The 18,249-nt window shown below is 33.9% G+C and carries 17 protein-coding genes, 1 tRNA gene and 1 other annotated feature; of the genes, 13 read left to right on the top strand and 5 right to left on the bottom strand.

All coding sequences use genetic code 11. The features are described 5' to 3' along the window. Positions 1 to 83: 83 nt before the first annotated feature. Complete coding sequence (gene adhE / locus ACLTBU_RS13095; protein ID WP_283246248.1) at positions 84 to 2,696, bottom strand: bifunctional acetaldehyde-CoA/alcohol dehydrogenase; 2,613 nt, start codon at positions 2,694 to 2,696, stop codon at positions 84 to 86. 357 nt (positions 2,697 to 3,053) lie between these two features. Between adhE and ACLTBU_RS13090 the strand changes: the two genes are divergently transcribed. Both ACLTBU_RS13090 and serS read left to right on the top strand, forming a co-directional pair. Next, on the top strand, positions 3,054 to 3,614 hold the full coding sequence (locus ACLTBU_RS13090) for a sugar O-acetyltransferase (protein ID WP_177671985.1): 561 nt from the start codon (positions 3,054 to 3,056) through the stop codon (positions 3,612 to 3,614). A 199-nt stretch (positions 3,615 to 3,813) separates the two neighbouring features. Next, positions 3,814 to 4,014: a binding site (T-box leader), on the top strand. 66 nt (positions 4,015 to 4,080) lie between these two features. Beyond that, positions 4,081 to 5,355: a serine--tRNA ligase gene (gene serS, locus ACLTBU_RS13085; RefSeq protein WP_177671986.1), complete on the top strand. Its 1,275-nt coding sequence runs from the start codon at positions 4,081 to 4,083 to the stop codon at positions 5,353 to 5,355. Between the two features lie 58 nt (positions 5,356 to 5,413). On the opposite strand, the gene ACLTBU_RS13080 is transcribed toward serS, so the two are convergent. Beyond that, a complete protein-coding gene (locus tag ACLTBU_RS13080; RefSeq protein ID WP_412219350.1) occupies positions 5,414 to 5,800 on the bottom strand; it encodes a DUF2752 domain-containing protein in 387 nt (128 codons plus the stop codon). Positions 5,801 to 5,946: 146 nt separating this feature from the next. Here ACLTBU_RS13080 and ACLTBU_RS13075 point away from each other — a divergent pair, with 146 nt between their 5' ends. From ACLTBU_RS13075 to ACLTBU_RS13065, 3 genes are read left to right on the top strand one after another with little or no spacing between them, the layout of a single operon-like run. Further along, on the top strand, positions 5,947 to 6,285 hold the full coding sequence (locus ACLTBU_RS13075) for a DUF4190 domain-containing protein (RefSeq protein ID WP_177671988.1): 339 nt from the start codon (positions 5,947 to 5,949) through the stop codon (positions 6,283 to 6,285). Positions 6,286 to 6,320: 35 nt separating this feature from the next. Further along, a complete protein-coding gene (locus ACLTBU_RS13070; RefSeq protein WP_412219326.1) occupies positions 6,321 to 6,650 on the top strand; it encodes a DUF2752 domain-containing protein in 330 nt (109 codons plus the stop codon). 14 nt (positions 6,651 to 6,664) lie between these two features. After that, entirely contained in the window at positions 6,665 to 7,021 is a 357-nt protein-coding gene (locus ACLTBU_RS13065) for a TM2 domain-containing protein (protein ID WP_320650274.1), read from the top strand. Between the two features lie 91 nt (positions 7,022 to 7,112). Here ACLTBU_RS13065 and ACLTBU_RS13060 read toward each other — a convergent pair whose 3' ends face one another. Together ACLTBU_RS13060 and ACLTBU_RS13055 are read right to left on the bottom strand one after the other, a co-directional pair. Then, positions 7,113 to 8,384, bottom strand: a complete 1,272-nt coding sequence (locus ACLTBU_RS13060) for a D-alanyl-D-alanine carboxypeptidase (protein WP_177671991.1) — start codon at positions 8,382 to 8,384, stop codon at positions 7,113 to 7,115. A gap of 15 nt (positions 8,385 to 8,399) precedes the next feature. Further along, entirely contained in the window at positions 8,400 to 8,687 is a 288-nt protein-coding gene (locus tag ACLTBU_RS13055; protein ID WP_177671992.1) for an ArsR/SmtB family transcription factor, read from the bottom strand. A 179-nt stretch (positions 8,688 to 8,866) separates the two neighbouring features. Between ACLTBU_RS13055 and ACLTBU_RS13050 the strand changes: the two genes are divergently transcribed. Next, on the top strand, positions 8,867 to 9,505 hold the full coding sequence (locus ACLTBU_RS13050) for a TetR/AcrR family transcriptional regulator (RefSeq protein WP_412219324.1): 639 nt from the start codon (positions 8,867 to 8,869) through the stop codon (positions 9,503 to 9,505). A 65-nt stretch (positions 9,506 to 9,570) separates the two neighbouring features. Here ACLTBU_RS13050 and ACLTBU_RS13045 read toward each other — a convergent pair whose 3' ends face one another. Further along, a complete protein-coding gene (locus tag ACLTBU_RS13045) occupies positions 9,571 to 9,804 on the bottom strand; it encodes a hypothetical protein (protein WP_412219322.1) in 234 nt (77 codons plus the stop codon). 219 nt (positions 9,805 to 10,023) lie between these two features. Here ACLTBU_RS13045 and ACLTBU_RS13040 point away from each other — a divergent pair. The 7 genes from ACLTBU_RS13040 to ACLTBU_RS13010 all read left to right on the top strand — a co-directional run bounded on the left by ACLTBU_RS13040 (position 10,024) and on the right by ACLTBU_RS13010 (position 18,249). Beyond that, a tRNA-Arg gene (locus ACLTBU_RS13040) sits at positions 10,024 to 10,097 on the top strand. A gap of 185 nt (positions 10,098 to 10,282) precedes the next feature. Continuing rightward, the gene (locus ACLTBU_RS13035) at positions 10,283 to 11,896 is read left to right on the top strand and encodes a sigma-70 family RNA polymerase sigma factor (RefSeq protein WP_412219320.1); all 1,614 of its coding nucleotides are present in this window, start codon (positions 10,283 to 10,285) and stop codon (positions 11,894 to 11,896) included. Between the two features lie 40 nt (positions 11,897 to 11,936). Continuing rightward, the gene (locus tag ACLTBU_RS13030) at positions 11,937 to 13,739 is read left to right on the top strand and encodes an ABC transporter ATP-binding protein (protein ID WP_412219317.1); all 1,803 of its coding nucleotides are present in this window, start codon (positions 11,937 to 11,939) and stop codon (positions 13,737 to 13,739) included. A gap of 2 nt (positions 13,740 to 13,741) precedes the next feature. Further along, on the top strand, positions 13,742 to 15,529 hold the full coding sequence (locus tag ACLTBU_RS13025; RefSeq protein ID WP_412219315.1) for an ABC transporter ATP-binding protein: 1,788 nt from the start codon (positions 13,742 to 13,744) through the stop codon (positions 15,527 to 15,529). 129 nt (positions 15,530 to 15,658) lie between these two features. Further along, on the top strand, positions 15,659 to 16,063 hold the full coding sequence (locus ACLTBU_RS13020; RefSeq protein ID WP_412219313.1) for a DUF2809 domain-containing protein: 405 nt from the start codon (positions 15,659 to 15,661) through the stop codon (positions 16,061 to 16,063). Positions 16,064 to 16,989: 926 nt separating this feature from the next. Continuing rightward, a complete protein-coding gene (locus tag ACLTBU_RS13015) occupies positions 16,990 to 17,292 on the top strand; it encodes a hypothetical protein (protein WP_177671998.1) in 303 nt (100 codons plus the stop codon). Positions 17,293 to 17,325: 33 nt separating this feature from the next. Continuing rightward, on the top strand, positions 17,326 to 18,249 hold the full coding sequence (locus tag ACLTBU_RS13010; protein ID WP_412219311.1) for a polysaccharide deacetylase family protein: 924 nt from the start codon (positions 17,326 to 17,328) through the stop codon (positions 18,247 to 18,249).

Here is an 18,249-nt window from a genome sequence, read left to right as displayed (position 1 = left end):
AAATCAAAATAAAGCATAAAAAGAAGGAGAGAAAAGTGAGTACTTTTCTCTCCTTCTTAACTAGAGGAAATTTATAAAGGAACCTATTTACCGAAGTAAGCTTTTCTGTAAAGCTCTTGAAGTTCAGCTACTTTTGGTAAACGAGGGTTAGCAGTAGTACATTGGTCTTCGAATGCTTTGTATGATAAGTCTTCGATAGCACCAAGATATGTTTTTTCATCAATACCGCAGTCTTTAACTGTCATTGGAACGTTAAGTTCTTTGATTAAGTCTCTAATAGCTTTTACTAAAGATTTAACACCTTCAGCTGGAGTAGCAGCTGGAAGACCTAACATTTTAGCAATTTCAGCATATTTTTCTTGTGCCACGTATTTTCCGTATTTAGGGAAACTCATGAATTTAGTTGGTGTTGTTTCACCGTTGTATTCAATTACGTGTGGAAGAAGGATAGCATTTGCACGACCATGAGGAATGTGGAACTCAGCACCTAATTTGTGTGCAAGTGAGTGGTTGATTCCAAGGAATGCATTTGTAAATGCCATACCTGCGATACATGAAGCGTTGTGCATTTTTTCTCTTGCTTCTGGATCTTTAGCACCGAATTTGTATGAACGTGGTAAGTATTCAAACACAAGTTGGATAGCTTTCATAGCAAGTGCATCTGTGTAATCTGAAGCAAGTACAGATACATAAGCTTCGATAGCATGTGTTAATACATCAAGACCTGTATCAGCTGTTACTGATGCTGGAACTGTCATAACGAACTCTGGATCAATGATTGCAACGTCTGGAGTTAGCTCGTAGTCAGCAAGAGGGTATTTCATATTCTTAGATTTATCTGAGATAACTGCGAATGATGTTACTTCAGAACCTGTACCTGATGTTGTTGGGATAGCTACGAATTTAGAGCATTTACCCATTGTTGGGAATTTGTAGACACGTTTTCTGATATCAAGGAATTTTTGAGCCATTCCTTCGAAGTCAGCTTCTGGGTGTTCATAGAATAACCACATAGCTTTACCAGCATCCATTGCAGAACCACCACCAAGTGCGATGATTACGTCTGGTTTGAATGAGTTCATCATTTCAGCACCTTTTTTTACTGTTGTAAGGTCTGGATCTGGCTCAACATCGCTAAATACTTCAATAGCTACTTTGTTTGGATTTTTGTTTAATTGGTATACTAATTTATCTACATAACCTAATTGAACCATCATTGGGTCTGTTACGATTAATGCACGAGAGATTCCTGGCATTTTTGCAAGGTATTGTACTGATCCTTGTTCGAAGTAGATTTTTTCTGGAATTTTGAACCATTGCATATTTGTACGTCTCATAGCTACTCTTTTCTTATTAATTAAGTTCATTGCTGTTACGTTAGATGTAGTGGAGTTACGTCCATATGAACCACATCCAAGTGTAAGAGATGGCATGTTTGTATTGTAGATATCACCGATTGCACCGTGTGTTGAAGGTGAGTTAACAATGATACGTCCTGTTTTAAGTCTATCTGAGAATGCTTTAATGATAGCATCATCTGTTGAATGGATAACTGATGAGTGACCAAGACCACCAAGTTCAACCATTTGAGCAGCTTTATCAATACCGTCTGCAGCATCTTTAGCTTTAATTACTGCAAGTACTGGAGAAAGTTTTTCTCTTGAAAGTGGATACTCAGCGCCTACACCTTCGATTTCACAGCAAAGGATTTTTGTATCTTTTGGAATTGTAATACCAGCAAGTGCTGCGATTTCATATGGGTATTTACCTACGATATCTGGGTTAACCATTTGTTTTTCAGGATTGATAACAACTGGTTCGATTTTTTTGATTTCTTCTTTAGTTGCGAAGTAGCAGCCATGTTTTTTCATGTAAGCTACAGCTTTATCATAAATAGGAGCTTCAATGATAGCAGCTTGTTCAGAAGCACAAATCATACCATTATCAAATGATTTTGAAAGAATAAGGTCTGTAAGAGATCTTTCAAGGTTAGCTGTTTTTTCAATGAAAGCAGGTACGTTACCAGCACCAACCCCAAGAGCTGGTTTACCAGCTGAATAAGCAGCTTTAACCATTCCAGGACCACCTGTTGCAAGAATTGTAGCTACACCTGGGTGATTCATAAGAGCTGAAGTTGCTTCGATTGATGGATATTCAACCCATTGAATACAGTTTTCAGGAGCACCAGCTGCAATAGCAGCATCTCTTACGATTCTAGCAGCTTCTGATGAACATTTTTGAGCTGATGGGTGGAAACCGAAGATGATTGGATTTCTTGTTTTCATAGAGATGATAGATTTGAACATTGTTGTTGAAGTTGGATTTGTAACAGGTGTAACCCCTGCGATAACACCAAGAGGTTCAGCAACTTCCATGTAACCTTCATCTTCATTTTCATTAATAATACCAACTGTTTTATCATATTTTATACTGTGATAAACATATTCTGTAGCGAAAATGTTTTTTGTAACTTTATCTTCAAAGATACCACGTCCAGTTTCTTCAACTGCCATTCTAGCAAGTTTCATTTGAGCTGATAAACCAGCAAGAGCCATTGCTTTTGTGATTTCGTCAATTTGTTCTTGGGTAAGCTCCATAAATTGTTCTAATGCTACTTGAGCTTTTTTTACTAATTCATTTACCATTACATTTGCATCGATAACTGGTGTTTTTTGTTCTTTTTTGTTTTCTGCCATGATAAGTTCCTCCCTGAAATTGGATCATATAATAAATGTGTTTATTTTTTAGAGTAAGCCTAATTATAACTGTGGTTAAAATAATTAGGCAAAGATGGTTATAAATTTAACAACCATTGTGAAAAATATAACTTGATTTATTATAAATCAAGTGGTTGATTAGAATTTGATGCTGTTTACATTTATAATAATAACATGGGATATGATATATGTCAATAAAATTTGTTAAAAAAATAACGTAAAAATTATAAGGCTTATTTTCAAATAATAGAAGAATTATGTAAGAGTGTATTATATCTACTTTATAAAAGCAGTATAATAGAAAGGAAACTTAAGATAATTCAAAGGAGTTATAACATGACAGAAAAAGAGAAAATGTTACAAGGATTAGGATATGATGCTTCAGATGCTGAACTGACAGCAGATAGAAAACGTGCTAGAATGCTTTGCCATAAATTTAATAATCTTGAACCTGATCAGAGAGAGGAAGCTACAGCGCTATTAAAAGAGCTGCTTCAGACAGAAGGGGACCTTTATATGGAGCCGAGTTTCCGCTGTGATTATGGGTATAATATTAAGGTAGGAAAAAATTTCTATGCTAACTTTAACTGTACGATATTAGATGTTAATACAGTGACTATTGGAGATAATGTAATGTTTGCACCAAACGTACAGATTTATACGGCAACACATCCTGTAGAAGCAGCACCTCGTGTTGCAGGTGTTGAGATGGGATATCCTATTACTATTGGAGATAATACTTGGATTGGTGGGGGAAGCATTATATGCCCAGGTGTTAATATAGGCAGAAATGTAGTAATAGGTGCAGGCAGCGTCGTAACAAAAGATATTCCCGATAACGCTGTTGCAGTAGGTAATCCATGCCGCGTGATACGTATCATTGAGCAAGATGTATAAAAAGGCAAAAAAATAACCTAGACTTCGGGGGAGGAAATCTAGGTTGAGGGGGGATTTAGCGATGTACCTCACACTTGGTACAATGATAGTATAGACAGATATAAAAGGAAGTATACACATTAAATAAAAAATATTTTATCTTATTACTGGTTGCATTTTCAAAATGGATGCCTTATAATATAACAAACTTTATAATGTTACAAAAATGATGACGAAAGAAAAGCTTTATGTATTGTTTTTAAGAGAGCTAGTGGTTGGTGTGAACTAGTAAACAAACTGAAGTGTTCCGCTTTCTGAGTTGCTGGTGATGAATCAGAAGGGGATTGCCCTTTATAGCAATGAGAGGTCAGTATAAGCTGATGAATAAAGGTGGTACCACGAGTCTACAATCGTCCTTTTATCCATATGGGTAAAAGGGCGTTTTTTATTTTATATAACTAGTTAATTTTATTAAAGAGGTGAAATCATGTTAGATATTAAAAGACTACGTAGTAATTTTGAAGAAGTAAAAGAAGCTTTAGGTAAAAGAAGTGGTAACTATGATTTAGAGGGGTTCTTAGAACTTGATACTAAAAGACGTGAGCTTCTTGCAGAAGTAGAAGTACTTAAAAACAAGCAAAACGTTGTATCAAAACAAGTACCAATGATGAAAAAAGAAGGTAAAGATGTAACAGCTGTTCTTGCTGAAATGAAAGAGCTTTCAGAAGAAATTAAAGGTATTGACCAACAAGTCAAAGAAGTGGATGATAAACTTCAAACTATCCTTCTTACACTTCCTAATACTCCAAACCCACAAGTACCAGTTGGTGCAAGCGATGAAGAAAATGTGGAACTTAGAAGAGTAGGGGATGTAAGAGAGTTTGATTTTGAAATTAAACCACACTGGGATCTTGGTGAAAGCTTAGATATCCTTGACTTTGAAAAAGGTGCTAAAGTAACAGGGGCTCGTTTTACATTCTACAAAGGCTTAGGTGCTAGACTTGAGCGTGCTATCATGAACTTCATGCTTGATATGCATGTAGACAAACATGGTTACACAGAAGTATTCCCTCCATTCATGGTAAATAGAGCAAGTATGACAGGTACAGGTCAGCTTCCAAAATTTGAAGAAGATGCTTTCAAAGTGCAAGGTACAGATTACTTCTTAGTACCAACAGCAGAAGTTCCTGTAACAAATATGTACAGAGACCAAATTCTAGATGGTAAAGACCTTACAATCAAACACTGTGCGTACACAGCATGCTTTAGAGCAGAAGCTGGTTCAGCAGGACGTGACACAAGAGGGATTATCCGTCAACACCAATTCAACAAAGTAGAAATGGTTAAATTCGCTAGACCAGAAAATTCTTATGAAGAACTTGAAACACTTACAAATGATGCAGAAGGTATCCTTCAAGCTTTAGGCCTTCCATACAGAGTTGTAAGACTTTGCACAGGAGACTTAGGATTTAGTTCAGCTATGACATACGATATTGAAGTTTGGATGCCAAGCTATGGGCGTTATGTAGAGATTTCAAGCTGCTCAAACTTTGAAGATTTCCAAGCTAGACGTGCAAATATTAAGTTTAAAGATAATATTAAAGATAAAGCACAATTCATCCATACATTAAATGGTAGTGGTCTTGCTGTAGGTCGTACGACAGCAGCTATCCTTGAAAACTTCCAACAAGCAGATGGATCAGTTATCATTCCGGAAGTACTTCGTCCATACATGGGTGGTGTAGAAAGAATTACAAAATAAACATTATAAAGTATTAAAGAGGTTGCTTAGCAACCTCTTTTTGTATGGCATTTTTAGTCTATATAAAGTTACGAAGAAATCCCCATAACATATAAAGTATGATTAGGGTGATAAATAAAAGCCTACAGAATAATCTCGTATTAATAAGATGCATAAGATAGAGTAGCCAAGAGGTGTAGTACTTCTGAAAAAGGCTGTTAGCAACAATAGCTATACTGTCTTCTATAACGAGTATAAAAGTAAAAGGATAGACAAAAAAAGTGAGTATAGGGTTATAGCCAAATGCTTCATGAAAATTAAAAGTAATAAAGTTAAGAAGGGAGCGAGTGCCTCCGCACATAGGACAAAGGATATGATAGGTGTTATACCAGTAACAAATAGATTCAGATTTTAGGGGAGTCTTTGTAAGCAGATAAAGTGATAGAAGTACTAGAATATAGAGCATAAGTCTTCCTATATGTAACAGGTTTTTGACAGGTTTAATGGTCATAGTATACTCCTTAGTAAGGTTAAAAAGTTTGACTAGTCAAAAAATATTTGAAAATACTTTATACTTATAATACAATAAAATCAGGTAAAGGGGGAGTAGAAATGGATCAAGATCAAGAACAAAGACAAAATCAGACAGAATATAAATCGGTACCAACTCAGTATACATCAAATAGTGGTCAGAATAGCTACCATCATGAAGTGGAAAGCACGCAGGGACAGGGGTATGGTATTGCCAGCCTATGTCTAGGGATTGTAGGTCTTTTATTATCTTGCTGCCTTCCTGTTATTGGTTTTATACTACCTGTTTTAGCTATTGTATTTGGTGTCATAGGCATTAAGTATCCTAGTGGTAAAGGTATGGCTATAGCTGGACTTGTATTAGGATGTATAGGAGTAATTCCTGCTCTATTTATGGTATTTGCTCTTATTGCTTATTAGATATGAAGTTAAAGAAAATAACAAAGTTAAAGCTTATGGTAGCTAGCGTGACACTTATTGGGGCACCGATTATAATGATCGTAGTAAGTGTACTAAGTCATAATCAAACCACTTGTATATTTGATGCTTTGGGGGTTAAGTGCTTAGGATGCAATATATTAGGAGCACTCCATAAGTTAAAACAAGGTCAATTTGTCGAAGCGTTTTACCAAAATCCTTTGATTTACATATGGCTAGGCTTAGGAGGGGGTATCCTCATTAGTGAATTATATACTTTAGTTAAGAGGATTATTGATCGAACGTATAAGCATGATAGCTTATTAGAATGGCTATTGAAGAAGATGTTTAAAGGGATATTATTATAAGGAGGAGAATAAAAATGTTTTGTCCAAAATGTGGAACAGAAGTAAGAGATGAGGATCAATTTTGTAGTAAGTGTGGTGCAAGTATATATGGAGCAGAACCTAATCAGCAATACACAAGTTATAATGCACAGCCTCAATATGCACCAGTAGATAATCGTAAATCTAAATTAGTAGCAGGCCTTCTACAACTTTTCTTAGGAGGATTTGGAGTAGGAAGATTTTACTTAGGCTATACTTCTATAGGTGTTGCACAACTTCTTGTAAGTTGTCTTACTTGTGGTATAGGTGCAATCTGGCCATTTATTGATGCTATTTTAATTCTATCAGGTCAAGTGCCTACAGATGCTGATGGTAACACACTGAAAGATTGAGCTGAGATTAAATAAAAAGGGAGTTTCCTAAAACTAGATAGTCAGTTTTAGGAAACTCCCTTTCGTTATATAAGAGAATGATTTTTTCTTTTTATTTATAAAGGCCTGGATGGATAGGCCCATATTGGAGAAGTAGGGTGCTAAGTTTATCTATAAGATAAGTAGCTTCTTCTAAGGTTAAGTTACTGTCTGGAGATGTACTACTTGGGCGTGTAACCTCTACAGCACCGGTACCTATGTTAAGTGTATCTGTGATAGAGTTTAAGATTTTTAAGCTTTCTGCATAAGAGATAGGTTGGTTAATTCTATAAACAGGGCTAGTTGGAAGTGCATAAGGTACAAATGTATATTGGAGGTTGTCAGGAAGCATACGTTCTAACATCATAAGAAAAGTATGACCTGTAGTAGAGTCCATATAACTTTTTGTCGTAGGTTTCAACCAACCATTGATAAGGGCAGTTTCTACATAAGATTGCCCCCAAGAAGAGTAGGAGGTATTTTGAAGCAACAGATCTCCATTTTCATCTTTTATAGCTTTAAAATTACTGCTACCATATTCAAAAAGTTTATTGATATCTTCAAAGTGACCTGGATTATTAGACTTCATAACAACAGCTATTAGGTCCAAACCATCATATTTGGCTTTAGCTACAAGTGTACGTCCAGCTGGTGTATGATAACCCGTTTTTGCAGCTATGACATGTTCATTATAAAAAGGAGAGTCTTTTTTAAAGAAAGCTGCAGTATGTTTTAGAGGTAGGACTGTACCTTTATTAAGAACATGAAAATCATAAAGAGGAGTTCCTGCAATTTGGCTGACTATAGGATTATTAAAAGCTGCTGTTGTAATGAGAGATAGGTCATAAGGTGTTGTATAGTGATTAGGGTCATGGTAGCCATGAGGATTCACGAAATGAGAAGAAGTAGCACCTAAACTTTGAGCCTTTTCATTCATTTTACGAGCAAAACTTTCAATACTGCCTGCATTGTAGAGGGCCATATCATGAGAAACAAAATTATCTGAGCCCATCATAATAGCATGAATACCATCTTTATATCCGTATTGATCGCCAACTGAAAGTCCAATATGGCTACTATCTGAAGGAACCTTTTGAATACTATCTTGTGATTTTGTAATAACTACATTTTCATCCATGGATTCAACAAGCAAAAGAGAAGTAAGGACTTTAGTGGTACTAGCAGGATAGAAACGTGAATGGCTATTTTTACTATATAAAATAGTTTTAGTTTGGGGCTCAATTAATATAGCCCCTTCAGCAATTAAATCAGGTGAAGGTGAAGCAAAAATCAAGGTAGAAAAGATAATATAGAATATAAATGTATAAAGTAATTTTCGTTTCATTTAATAAGAACTTCCTTATAAGTTTTTAGTGCAAGGTATAAGTGTCTTAATAATACCAATAGCATCTTCATCTACAACTTGGTATTCAATCTCCAGACCATTACGTATACCTTTGATAATGCCAGCAGCTTTGAGCTTGGCTAGATGCTGAGAAATGGTAGATTGAGGCATGCACATGCAGTGCTGGATATTAGTAACATTACATTTCCCTTTATAATAAAGATTAGCTACAATACAAAGTCTCGCGGGATGTGCTAAGGCTTTGAGAAGTTCAGCCTTTTGCTCTAATAGAGAATCGTCCATGATAAAACCTCCTTCATATTATTATAATATATCAATATTTATTACCAAAATCTAGTTTTATTTATACTTAAAAACGGCTTAGTGGATATAAAAAATATTTCTTTAAAAATGAATAGAAAATTTAAAATGGACCATACTTTAAAGGAAAACATGAAGTGTAGAATTGAAAGGAGTTAATTATGTACGAATCATTAGAGAGTTTTCCTTTAAGAAAGATTAACTTTGTAAAAACGAGGACGACTATTTTAAAAGCAGTAAGCCATTTACTTAAGGAAAAGGATTTTTCCTCTATCACTGTAGATGAAATTTGTAGCCGTGCTCAAATTTCAAGAGGGACTTTCTTCAATTACTTTTCTACTAAAGACCATGTATTCCATTACTTCTTGAGGATTTTTACAATCCGTATCGCGCTCCGTATGAAACAATGGCCAGAGGATTTATCTTTTGAAGAAAAGATTAGAGAAATTTATAAGTGGTTCAATGAAGAGACACAATACAGCCGTTTTGTAGATAGTTATATAAGCTTTTTACTCGGTGTAGGAGAAGAAAATAATGAAATGAAGCTTATTGATGCTGAATTTGTTTACTTCTTTAATGGTATTGAAGAAGAAGAGTATGCTTATTATAATAATTTAACTCTTCATAATCTCTTTGAAAAAATCTGTAAGACAGCTCAAGGGAATAATGAAGTTGCATTAAAAGATGATGCTAAAGAACTTGCTAACTTATTTACAGGTGTACTGATAGCAAGTTATGTAACAGATCAAATGAATGGTAGTATCGACCACCTTGCTGTATTTGATAAGATTTGGAAATGAGAAGAATAAAATTTAACATAAAAAAGGCATGGACTAATTAATTAATCTATGCCTTTTTTATGTTTTTATTTATGGAGCCATAAAACTATTTGGTCTCTTATGATACCTATAATAAAACCTATGGAGCATGCTATGAGGATATGGATGAGTTGAAAGAGTACAAATTCAGGAGTAAGTACAAAAGTCATACAAAATAGAGCCCATATAACACTAGCACAAGTAGCACCTTCTTTGCCTTTTGATAGGCCGAAACCTATGATACTTACATAAATGAGTAGTTGCCATAATAAAATTACCATTATGAACCTCCTATGAACGAGATAATAATCTGATCTATTTTTAAAGAGTGTATCCTAATTGGAGATTTGTAATTCAATAGGAGTTAAAAAATGTAATTTTAAATTGTTCAAGGGTGGTGTGTTAATAAAAAAATGCTTAACTAATTGAGTATCAAAACTCTGTCAATTCATATTGAAGTGGCTACTAAAAAGTGCTACAATAATTAGGTAACTAAATAAGCACGCGTAGTTCAGCTGGATAGAGCGTCTGACTTCGGATCAGAATGTCGTGGGTTCGAATCCTACCGCGTGTGTTCTATAAAAAAGGTAAGCATTGAGTATTAAAAGATACAGTGCTTACCTTTTTTTGTTTATTTTACAGATAAAAAATATATTTATAAGATACTTAAATATTTTCCTATATAAAGCAAAGTTTTTTCAAACCTTTTGCATGGGTAGTACACTATATATATGTAACGAATTATTAAGGAGAAGAAGAATGGAGAAAATGCAGGCAGATTCTATCATTGAATATTATATGAGACCTATGTACGGTTTTGCACTTAAAAAGATGGGAAATCTAGCAGAAGCAGAGGAGTTAGCAGCACAAATTATTTTAGAGATTTATCAAGTACTGTGTTATAAGGAAGATTTTATTGATATAAACAACTATGTATCTAAAATTGCACACAATGTTTGGGTAAGATATTTAAAAGAAAAAACAAAGAAAAAATGTGAGACTACGTTAGAAGACCCATTAATGAATAACTGTGCAGAAGAGATATACAAGAAAATGATAGATGAGGAGACGAAAGGTCTATTAAGACGAGAGATTGCATATCTATCTAGGCAGCAAAGAAATATAATTGTTGATTATTACTATAAAAGAAAGTCAATAAAAGAGATTGCAAGTGAAATGGATTTATCTGAAGGTACAATAAAGTGGAATCTTTTTGATATAAAGAAGGAGTTGAAGGTGGGAATGAGAGCAATACGAACGGTGGGAAGTTTAGGAATTAATCCTATTAGATTTGCGTCTATGGGGCATAGCGGAATACCAGGCGAAAGAGGAGATACAAGTGATTTTTTAAGTAAAGTCATCACACAAAATATAGCTTATGCAGCGTATCATGAGCCACGAAGTATTAAAGAAATTGCGGAAGAATTAGGGGTATCCTCTGTATTTATAGAAGATGAAATCCATACACTTGAAGAATATGGATTTATGGAACGACTTCCCGGGGGGAAATACAGAACGCAAATCGTTATTGAAGAGCCTTTATTAAGTGAAAAAGAAGCAATACATGAATTAAACAAAAAATATGCAAAGATTTTTTATGAGAAGTATTACAAAGAGCTTCTGAGTTTAGAAGATAAAATTAATAAAATTGGGTTTTACTACCCTGATCAGGACTATAATTGTTTATTATGGACACTTATTCCTTATGTTGCACAATTTTTGAATTTTAAAGAGGATGAAAGGATTAAAGATGAGGACGTACTTATATATAGAAAAGATGGAGGTAAATATATTGCTATAGCAAGGATTGATAAAGCTTTAGAAGTAAATTATGATGAACAAAAATATATAAGTATGTATATGGGGAGAGGGAGTGAAGATGACAAGGAAGTACAAGGATGGCAAGTATGGACTTTTTGGAGTGGAAGGAATGGAGGATGGAGAGATAACAAATATAGTGATTATGTAAGTATGATGTATTTCATAAAAGGTAAACTTGTTGAAAATGAAGTAACGGAAGAAGTTTATAGCCGTTTAATAGAAAAGGAGTATTTAATACAGGAAGATCATGGATACAAAGTTAATATCGTATACTTTGAAAATAAAAATCAAGTTGAAAAATTAGAAAGCATTTTACCTAGACCCTCAGATGAGGTTAGACAATTAAGTTTAGAATATGGGCAGCAGATTTATGAAATAAAGAGAAGAGGCTATCCTTCACATGTGCATAAGGCATTAAGAAGTTTAACGCAAGAATCAATAATAAGAAACCTAATTCCTTATGTATTAGAAGAAATGCTTCAACAAGGTGTTTTAAGATTGCCAACAGAAAAGCAGAGGAAGGGTATATCAACTATTTTATTTTTAGGATGATACTTTAAGGAAGAGATAATAAATGATAAAAGGAGATGTTATGAAAAGAGAAGTGTCTAAGTATACAACTTGGCAAAATGTAGTTTATGTTATTCAAGGAGCCTGGAAATATGATAAGAAGGTATTTGGTTATTTCGGAGTATATACTTTCTTAGCGTCTATTCAACCCTTCATACTTATCTTCTTTCCAAAATGGATTTTAGAAGAGTTATTAGGTGCTAAAAGGCTAGAGCAATTAGTAGCGTTACTTGTTTCATTCTTTTTAGTTGCAGCTGTAGTAGGTTTTTTTATAACATGGTTAAGAAGCCTTTATTTTCCACACATGATAAAGATTCGATTTGAATTTATTAGGAAGCATCAAAAGAAGTGTATGATGACTAATTTTAAAAATACTGAGGATTCAGACTTCCTAAATGATATGGAAACTGCTTTTAGATGTTTAGGAAGTAATGATATAGGTATAGAAGGCATGCTTCATAAGTTATTTGCATTAGTAGGAAATTTAATTGCTTTAGGTGGTTATGTCACTATTATAGCTACACTAAACATATGGGTACTCCTTTACCTTGTTGTTAATGTAATTATCTCCTATTTTATTACCTTTAGAGTTAAAAAATATGAACATGACCAGAAAGATATTATTTCTGAAAATGATAGAAGGTCTAATTATTTGTACCATGTTATGTATGATTTTTCATATGGTAAAGAACTAAGGTTGCTAGGTATTAGAGACTGGATTGCTGAAAGATTTGTGGAGTACAAAAATAGGAGATTAACCATACATAAGAAGATTAAATGGAAGTATTTTAATGTAGGATTAGTAGATATTAGTTTATTAGTTATTAGAGAAGCCGTAATCTACAGTTACTTGATTTATTTAGTAATGAATAAGCAAATTTCTATTCCGGATTTTACAATGTATTTTACAACGGTAGCAGGGTTTGCTGGATGGATGACGATGATGATGAAAGATTTAGCCTATATGAGAGCACAAAATCTTAATATCTGTGATTACAGAAGTTTTATTGAGAAAGAAGAAGAGGTAGAGCAAACACATAAAATGTCTGTGCCAGAGGGACCTTATACCTTTGAATTTAGAGATGTATCTTTTAAATATCCTAATAGTGAAAAGTATGTTTATAAGCATTTAAACTTAATCATTCACTCCGGAGAAAAATTAGCTATAGTGGGACATAATGGGGCTGGAAAAACAACTTTCGTTAAATTGTTATGTAGGCTTTATGATGTAACAGATGGAGAAATTTTATTAAATGGCATAAATATTAAGTGTTTTGATAAACAAGAGTATTATAAAAAGTTCTCTGTAGTATTCCAAGAGATTAAGACACTAGCATTTTCAGTAGCAGAAAATATTGCGTTGCAAGAAAAGGAGCATATTAATTATGCCAAAGTTGCTCAGGTATTAGAAGAAGCTGGAATGAGTAAAAAAATAGAAAGTCTCAAAAGAGGTGTACATACGGCTATCCAAAAGATTTTAGATGATGAAGGGATTGAATTATCAGGAGGAGAGAATCAAAAGATTGCTATCGCTAGAGCACTCTATAAAAATGGAGAAATTAGGATTCTTGATGAGCCAACTGCAGCATTAGATGCATTAGCAGAACATGAGATTTATATGAATTTTAATCAAATGGTACAGAATAAAATCGCTATTTATATCTCACACCGACTAGCTTCTACACAGTTCTGTGATCGAATAGCCATGTTTGAACAAGGTAAGCTTGTAGAATATGGTACACATGATGAATTAATGGAGCTTAATGAAAAATACGCAGATATGTTTGCTGTTCAAGCTAAATATTATCAAGAGGAGGGTGCGTGAGGATGAAGAAGTGGGATATGAAAGGACTTAAAGGGGATATTAGGATAATCAGCTATTTTTTAAAGCTTGTAAACACTATTTTGCCAAGTTATATACCGCTTATAGTCATTGCAGCTTTCTTTAAAGCTATAGCACCTTTTATTAATATTGTAATGCCTAAATTTATCCTAGATGAGTTAATGGGACAACAAAGAATACACATATTTGCTCTTTTGGTAGGGGGAGTAGTTATTGGAAACGGTGTATTTAATTTGATCAATAGTTTTTTTGCAACTAAAGTAGATATTGCTAATTCAAAATTAATGAATGGATTTGAGTTGCACTTAGGAAGGCATATTATGAGTATGGATTTCGAGAGCTTAGAAAATCCTAAGATTTTAAATCTTAAGGATCGGGCTTTATTCCCTATTACGAATCAAGGAGTCCTCTGGAGAATGATAGGGGGATTCATTAACCTATTACAAATTATATTAACGCTTATAGGGTTAGTAGCTCTTATATCTACAATCAATGTAGGATTAGTAGGTATTATTATAGGGATTGTACTTATTAACTCTTTCATTTTTAAAAGACTACAGGCTCTTCAGTTTAAATTTAATCAAGAACTTATTCCTTTAAATAGAGGATTTAGTTACTATGCCTCCTTAGCCTCAGATTTTTCTATGGGAAAAGATGTGAGAATTTATAATATGCCTCCTTACATTTTAAGCAAGATAGATGAGTTTAACGAAAAAAGTTTAGACGGTTTCAAAAAAGTATTTGGAATGCAGGGTAAATATGAGGGAATATCAAATATCAACTTACAGTTTCAGATGATTATTGTATACGCCTATATGGTGTGGAAAGTTTTTAAAGGAGCTATAAGCGTAGGAGATTTTACTATGTATATTTCAGCTACTAATAATTTTTCAACGCAAGTATCACAACTTTTAACTCAGTTTATTGAAATCAGGCAAATGTGTAGATATCTTGACCTTTATTTACAATTTGAGGCCTTGCCAATTAAGGTACAGAAAGGTAGTAAAGAAATAGGAGTATTGAGTAGCGTAAACATTGAATTCAAAAATGTATGGTTTAAATATCCCCAAGCTGAAGATTATACCTTAAAAGATGTTTCATTAACTTTAAATAGTGGAGAAAAAATGTCTATTGTTGGACAAAATGGAGCAGGAAAAACTACTTTTATCAAATTACTTTGTAGGCTTTATGAGCCTGAAAGAGGAGAAATTTTAATAAATGGAGTCAATGTGAAGGAGTATGCTTTTGATGAGTATACAAAATTATTATCAGTTGTATTCCAAGACTATAAACTTTTTTCATTCACAATCCAAGAAAATATGTCTTTCAATCAAGCTTGTAATCAAGAAGAACTGGAGATAGCCCTCCAAAAATCTGGAGTAAGAGATAAAGTGGCAAGTCTAGATAAAGGAGTAGAGACTTCGCTTTATAAAAATTTTGATAAAGAAGGCACCGAGCTTTCGGGTGGAGAAATGCAGAAATTAGCTATAGCAAGGGCTATTTATAAAAATGCACCAATTGTAGTATTAGATGAACCAACAGCGGCGTTAGATCCTTATGCAGAGTATGAAATCTATGCTAAGTTCAACGAACTAGTAAAAAATAAAACAGCTATTTATATTTCTCATAGATTATCAAGTTGCAGATTTTGTGACAAGATAGCTGTATTTGATAATGGAAGACTAATCGAACAAGGTACACATACAGAGTTAAAAGAACAAGATGGTAAGTATGCTCAGATGTGGAAAGCACAAGCACAGTATTACGTATAAAGAGACTAAGAAAAAATCTTTTTAGTTCAAAATTAAACTATGTTTATGAATAGAATAAATCTCTATATAATTGAAAGTATATGCTTTATAATAAGCTGATATTTTAGATTAATAGAGTGGGGGAAAGGTATGAAATGGAAGCAAGTTGATAGAAATAGGCTATTGTATATGGTATTAGTTGCAATGGTTATGGTACTGGGGATTTTATCAAGAAAAGTAGAGGGCCTACCAATATTGATAGGAGCCTATGCAGGAGATACCTTATGGGCTATGATGGTTGTCTTAGGGTTAGCCTTTCTATTTAAACGAAAGTCTACAGTATGGGTAGCATTAGGTGCACTTATTTTCTCTTTTGTCATTGAAGTAAGTCAGTTATATCATGCTCCCTGGATTGATGCAATAAGAGCTACGACATTAGGGGGATTAATACTGGGTTATGGCTTCTTATGGAGTGATTTAGCATGCTATACAGTAGGTGTTATTTTAGGGAGTTTATTAGACTGTGGCATAGGTATGATTAGGAGCAAAAAATAGAAAGTATAAAATTTTTATAAAAAAATTGAAGAAAAATGCCTACATAAGACTATATAGTATATGTAAGCAGTAAAACATATCCTAGGTCGTTTGAATGCTTACAATAATGCAAGAGGTAGATAGAGATTTAGCCCCCCTTCTAAATTCAAGTCTACCATCTTGCAAAACCTTGGAGCTTTACAGTGGCAGTAATGCTCTAAAGGTGCAGTGCCCAAAAGCAAAGTGCTTATAAGAGTTTATAAAGATGCTCCTAATAAAGAAGCTACGGTCCATCTTGCAGTAGGGGTATATGTTCTACGTGCTACCTCCTCGCCTTGACGTGATACATGCAGTGGCATCCCTTTCACCAATAGGGACGGACAAGACCCACTTAGTGCCTATACGCTACCTATAGAGAAACCTTTCACTTCTTAATAGGTGAATCTAATGAGCTTAAAAAGCCAAGCTTATTTGCCACCATAAAAGCTCAGTAAATACAGTTATTTTAAGGGGGAACTGTATTTGCTGAGCTTTTTGTGCTTAAAAAACTAGTTGGGTGACCTATTGTACGTCTACAGCATGAGAAGGTGAGATAAAGATAATACCAAAGTAGGTACTTATAAGGCTAGAATTTCTATTGAGGTAGTAGCTACGGTTAAAACAAGTGTAAATAGCAGTTTTACAACAGATTTTATATAATACATAACCTTCTCTGACGTCCTTTTCAAGTCATATTAATGCAGATGGGCAATCGAGAGTGTGAAAGAACTAGGGGGCATATTTTTATCCTGTAAGAACATCTCTTCGAGGTATAATTTACAAAACTTTCTATGGGGAAATATGTCTTCTTTTATCATAAATATGATATAATAAAAAAGCTATTAATAAATAGTAATAGGACAAGGACTTAGTGAGTTTAGCAGAGCGGAAAAGGAAGGATTTAGACTATGAGTACATATGGTTATTCAAGAAGAGTACACAAGAAGAATAATGGTAAAAAAATAGCTGCTATAATATTTGGAGTAGCTGTAATAGCTTTCGTTATTGTAGGAGGAAAGACCTACTTTATGAATAAAAAAGTTAATGATACTAAAGAAGCTTTAACCCGTGTCGAAGAAGAGACAATCAAATTACAAGAAGAGATAGAAGCACTAGGTGGCCAAATTGAAGGTTTAGAGAAAGAGTCAGAGAAGTTAGAATCAATCTTATGGCGTTTCGAGCCGATTGTAATTCCAGATAGTATGAAATAATAAATGTGATGAGAAAGATTAGGTGAGAGAGAAATGGCAAGAAGAAATAATGGGATAGGGATTGTGATCTTGTTTGTAGTATTATCTATTGGCCTCTTAGGTAGTACAGGATGGTTAATGACAAAAGGTAAGGGGCAAAAAGAAGTCCTGAAAGACGTACAGGAAGAGCTTCAAACTGCAGAGGCTGCTAAAGCTAATTTAGAGCTTCAATTACAAGAGCTTAATACTAAAAATGATCAACTAGCAAAACAGATTGAAGAACTTAATCTAGAAATTAAAGATTTAGAAACAAGTGGCATGAACCTTTCAGATTTACTTGTTGAAGAAGAAAATAAAAAAATAGCCTATTTAACATTTGATGATGGTCCAAGTGCTAATACAATTAAAATCTTAGACTTCTTAAAGGCTAATAATATTAAAGCGACATTCTTTGTATTAGAGAAGCAAGGATATGATGATTTATATAAACGTATTGTAGATGAAGGTCATGCTATTGCTATTCACTCTAGTACACATGATTATGCAGAGATTTATAAAAATGTGGATGCTTTCATGGCGGATGTAAAAAGTTTATCTGACCATATTAAAGACTTAACTGGGGTAGAAACTAAAATTTTACGTTTCCCAGGCGGATCTAATAACCGTGTAAGTCATCGTTATGGCGGGAGTGACATTATGACAAAAATCATCCCTACTGTAGAAGAAGCGGGCTATGTATACTATGATTGGAACGTAGATTCTCAAGATGCTGCTAAAGGTTTACAAGATACTAAAGTTATCGTAGACTCAGTACTTAGCCAAGCTAAACACAACAATAATGCAGTAATCTTAATGCATGATGCTGCAGCAAAAACAACTACTGTAGAAGCACTCCCTGCTATTGTAGAAGGACTTAAAGAACAAGGCTTTGTATTTGATGCTTTAACAACTGAATCAGAACCAGTTAAATTTAAATAA

The organism is Zhenhengia sp. (assembly GCF_046966505.1).
Classification (GTDB): Bacteria; Bacillota; Clostridia; order Lachnospirales; family Cellulosilyticaceae; genus Zhenhengia; species Zhenhengia yiwuensis.
The sequence above is the reverse complement of the archived record's forward strand: the minus strand, read 5'-3'. Positions and strand labels throughout refer to the sequence as shown.

Excerpts from the sequence above, each read along its gene's own strand:
- ACLTBU_RS13010 (WP_412219311.1), top strand. The coding sequence starts at position 17,326 with ATGGCAAGAAGAAATAATGGGATAGGGATTGTGATCTTGTTTGTAGTA.
- ACLTBU_RS13025 (WP_412219315.1), top strand. The coding sequence starts at position 13,742 with ATGAAGAAGTGGGATATGAAAGGACTTAAAGGGGATATTAGGATAATC.
- ACLTBU_RS13065 (WP_320650274.1), top strand. The coding sequence starts at position 6,665 with ATGTTTTGTCCAAAATGTGGAACAGAAGTAAGAGATGAGGATCAATTT.
- ACLTBU_RS13055 (WP_177671992.1), bottom strand. The coding sequence starts at position 8,687 with ATGGACGATTCTCTATTAGAGCAAAAGGCTGAACTTCTCAAAGCCTTA.
- ACLTBU_RS13020 (WP_412219313.1), top strand. The coding sequence starts at position 15,659 with ATGAAATGGAAGCAAGTTGATAGAAATAGGCTATTGTATATGGTATTA.
- ACLTBU_RS13050 (WP_412219324.1), top strand. The coding sequence starts at position 8,867 with ATGTACGAATCATTAGAGAGTTTTCCTTTAAGAAAGATTAACTTTGTA.
- ACLTBU_RS13070 (WP_412219326.1), top strand. The coding sequence starts at position 6,321 with ATGGTAGCTAGCGTGACACTTATTGGGGCACCGATTATAATGATCGTA.
- serS (WP_177671986.1), top strand. The coding sequence starts at position 4,081 with ATGTTAGATATTAAAAGACTACGTAGTAATTTTGAAGAAGTAAAAGAA.
- ACLTBU_RS13080 (WP_412219350.1), bottom strand. The coding sequence starts at position 5,800 with ATGCTCTATATTCTAGTACTTCTATCACTTTATCTGCTTACAAAGACT.
- ACLTBU_RS13015 (WP_177671998.1), top strand. The coding sequence starts at position 16,990 with ATGAGTACATATGGTTATTCAAGAAGAGTACACAAGAAGAATAATGGT.
- ACLTBU_RS13060 (WP_177671991.1), bottom strand. The coding sequence starts at position 8,384 with ATGAAACGAAAATTACTTTATACATTTATATTCTATATTATCTTTTCT.
- ACLTBU_RS13075 (WP_177671988.1), top strand. The coding sequence starts at position 5,947 with ATGGATCAAGATCAAGAACAAAGACAAAATCAGACAGAATATAAATCG.
- adhE (WP_283246248.1), bottom strand. The coding sequence starts at position 2,696 with ATGGCAGAAAACAAAAAAGAACAAAAAACACCAGTTATCGATGCAAAT.
- ACLTBU_RS13090 (WP_177671985.1), top strand. The coding sequence starts at position 3,054 with ATGACAGAAAAAGAGAAAATGTTACAAGGATTAGGATATGATGCTTCA.
- ACLTBU_RS13045 (WP_412219322.1), bottom strand. The coding sequence starts at position 9,804 with ATGGTAATTTTATTATGGCAACTACTCATTTATGTAAGTATCATAGGT.
- ACLTBU_RS13035 (WP_412219320.1), top strand. The coding sequence starts at position 10,283 with ATGGAGAAAATGCAGGCAGATTCTATCATTGAATATTATATGAGACCT.
- ACLTBU_RS13030 (WP_412219317.1), top strand. The coding sequence starts at position 11,937 with ATGAAAAGAGAAGTGTCTAAGTATACAACTTGGCAAAATGTAGTTTAT.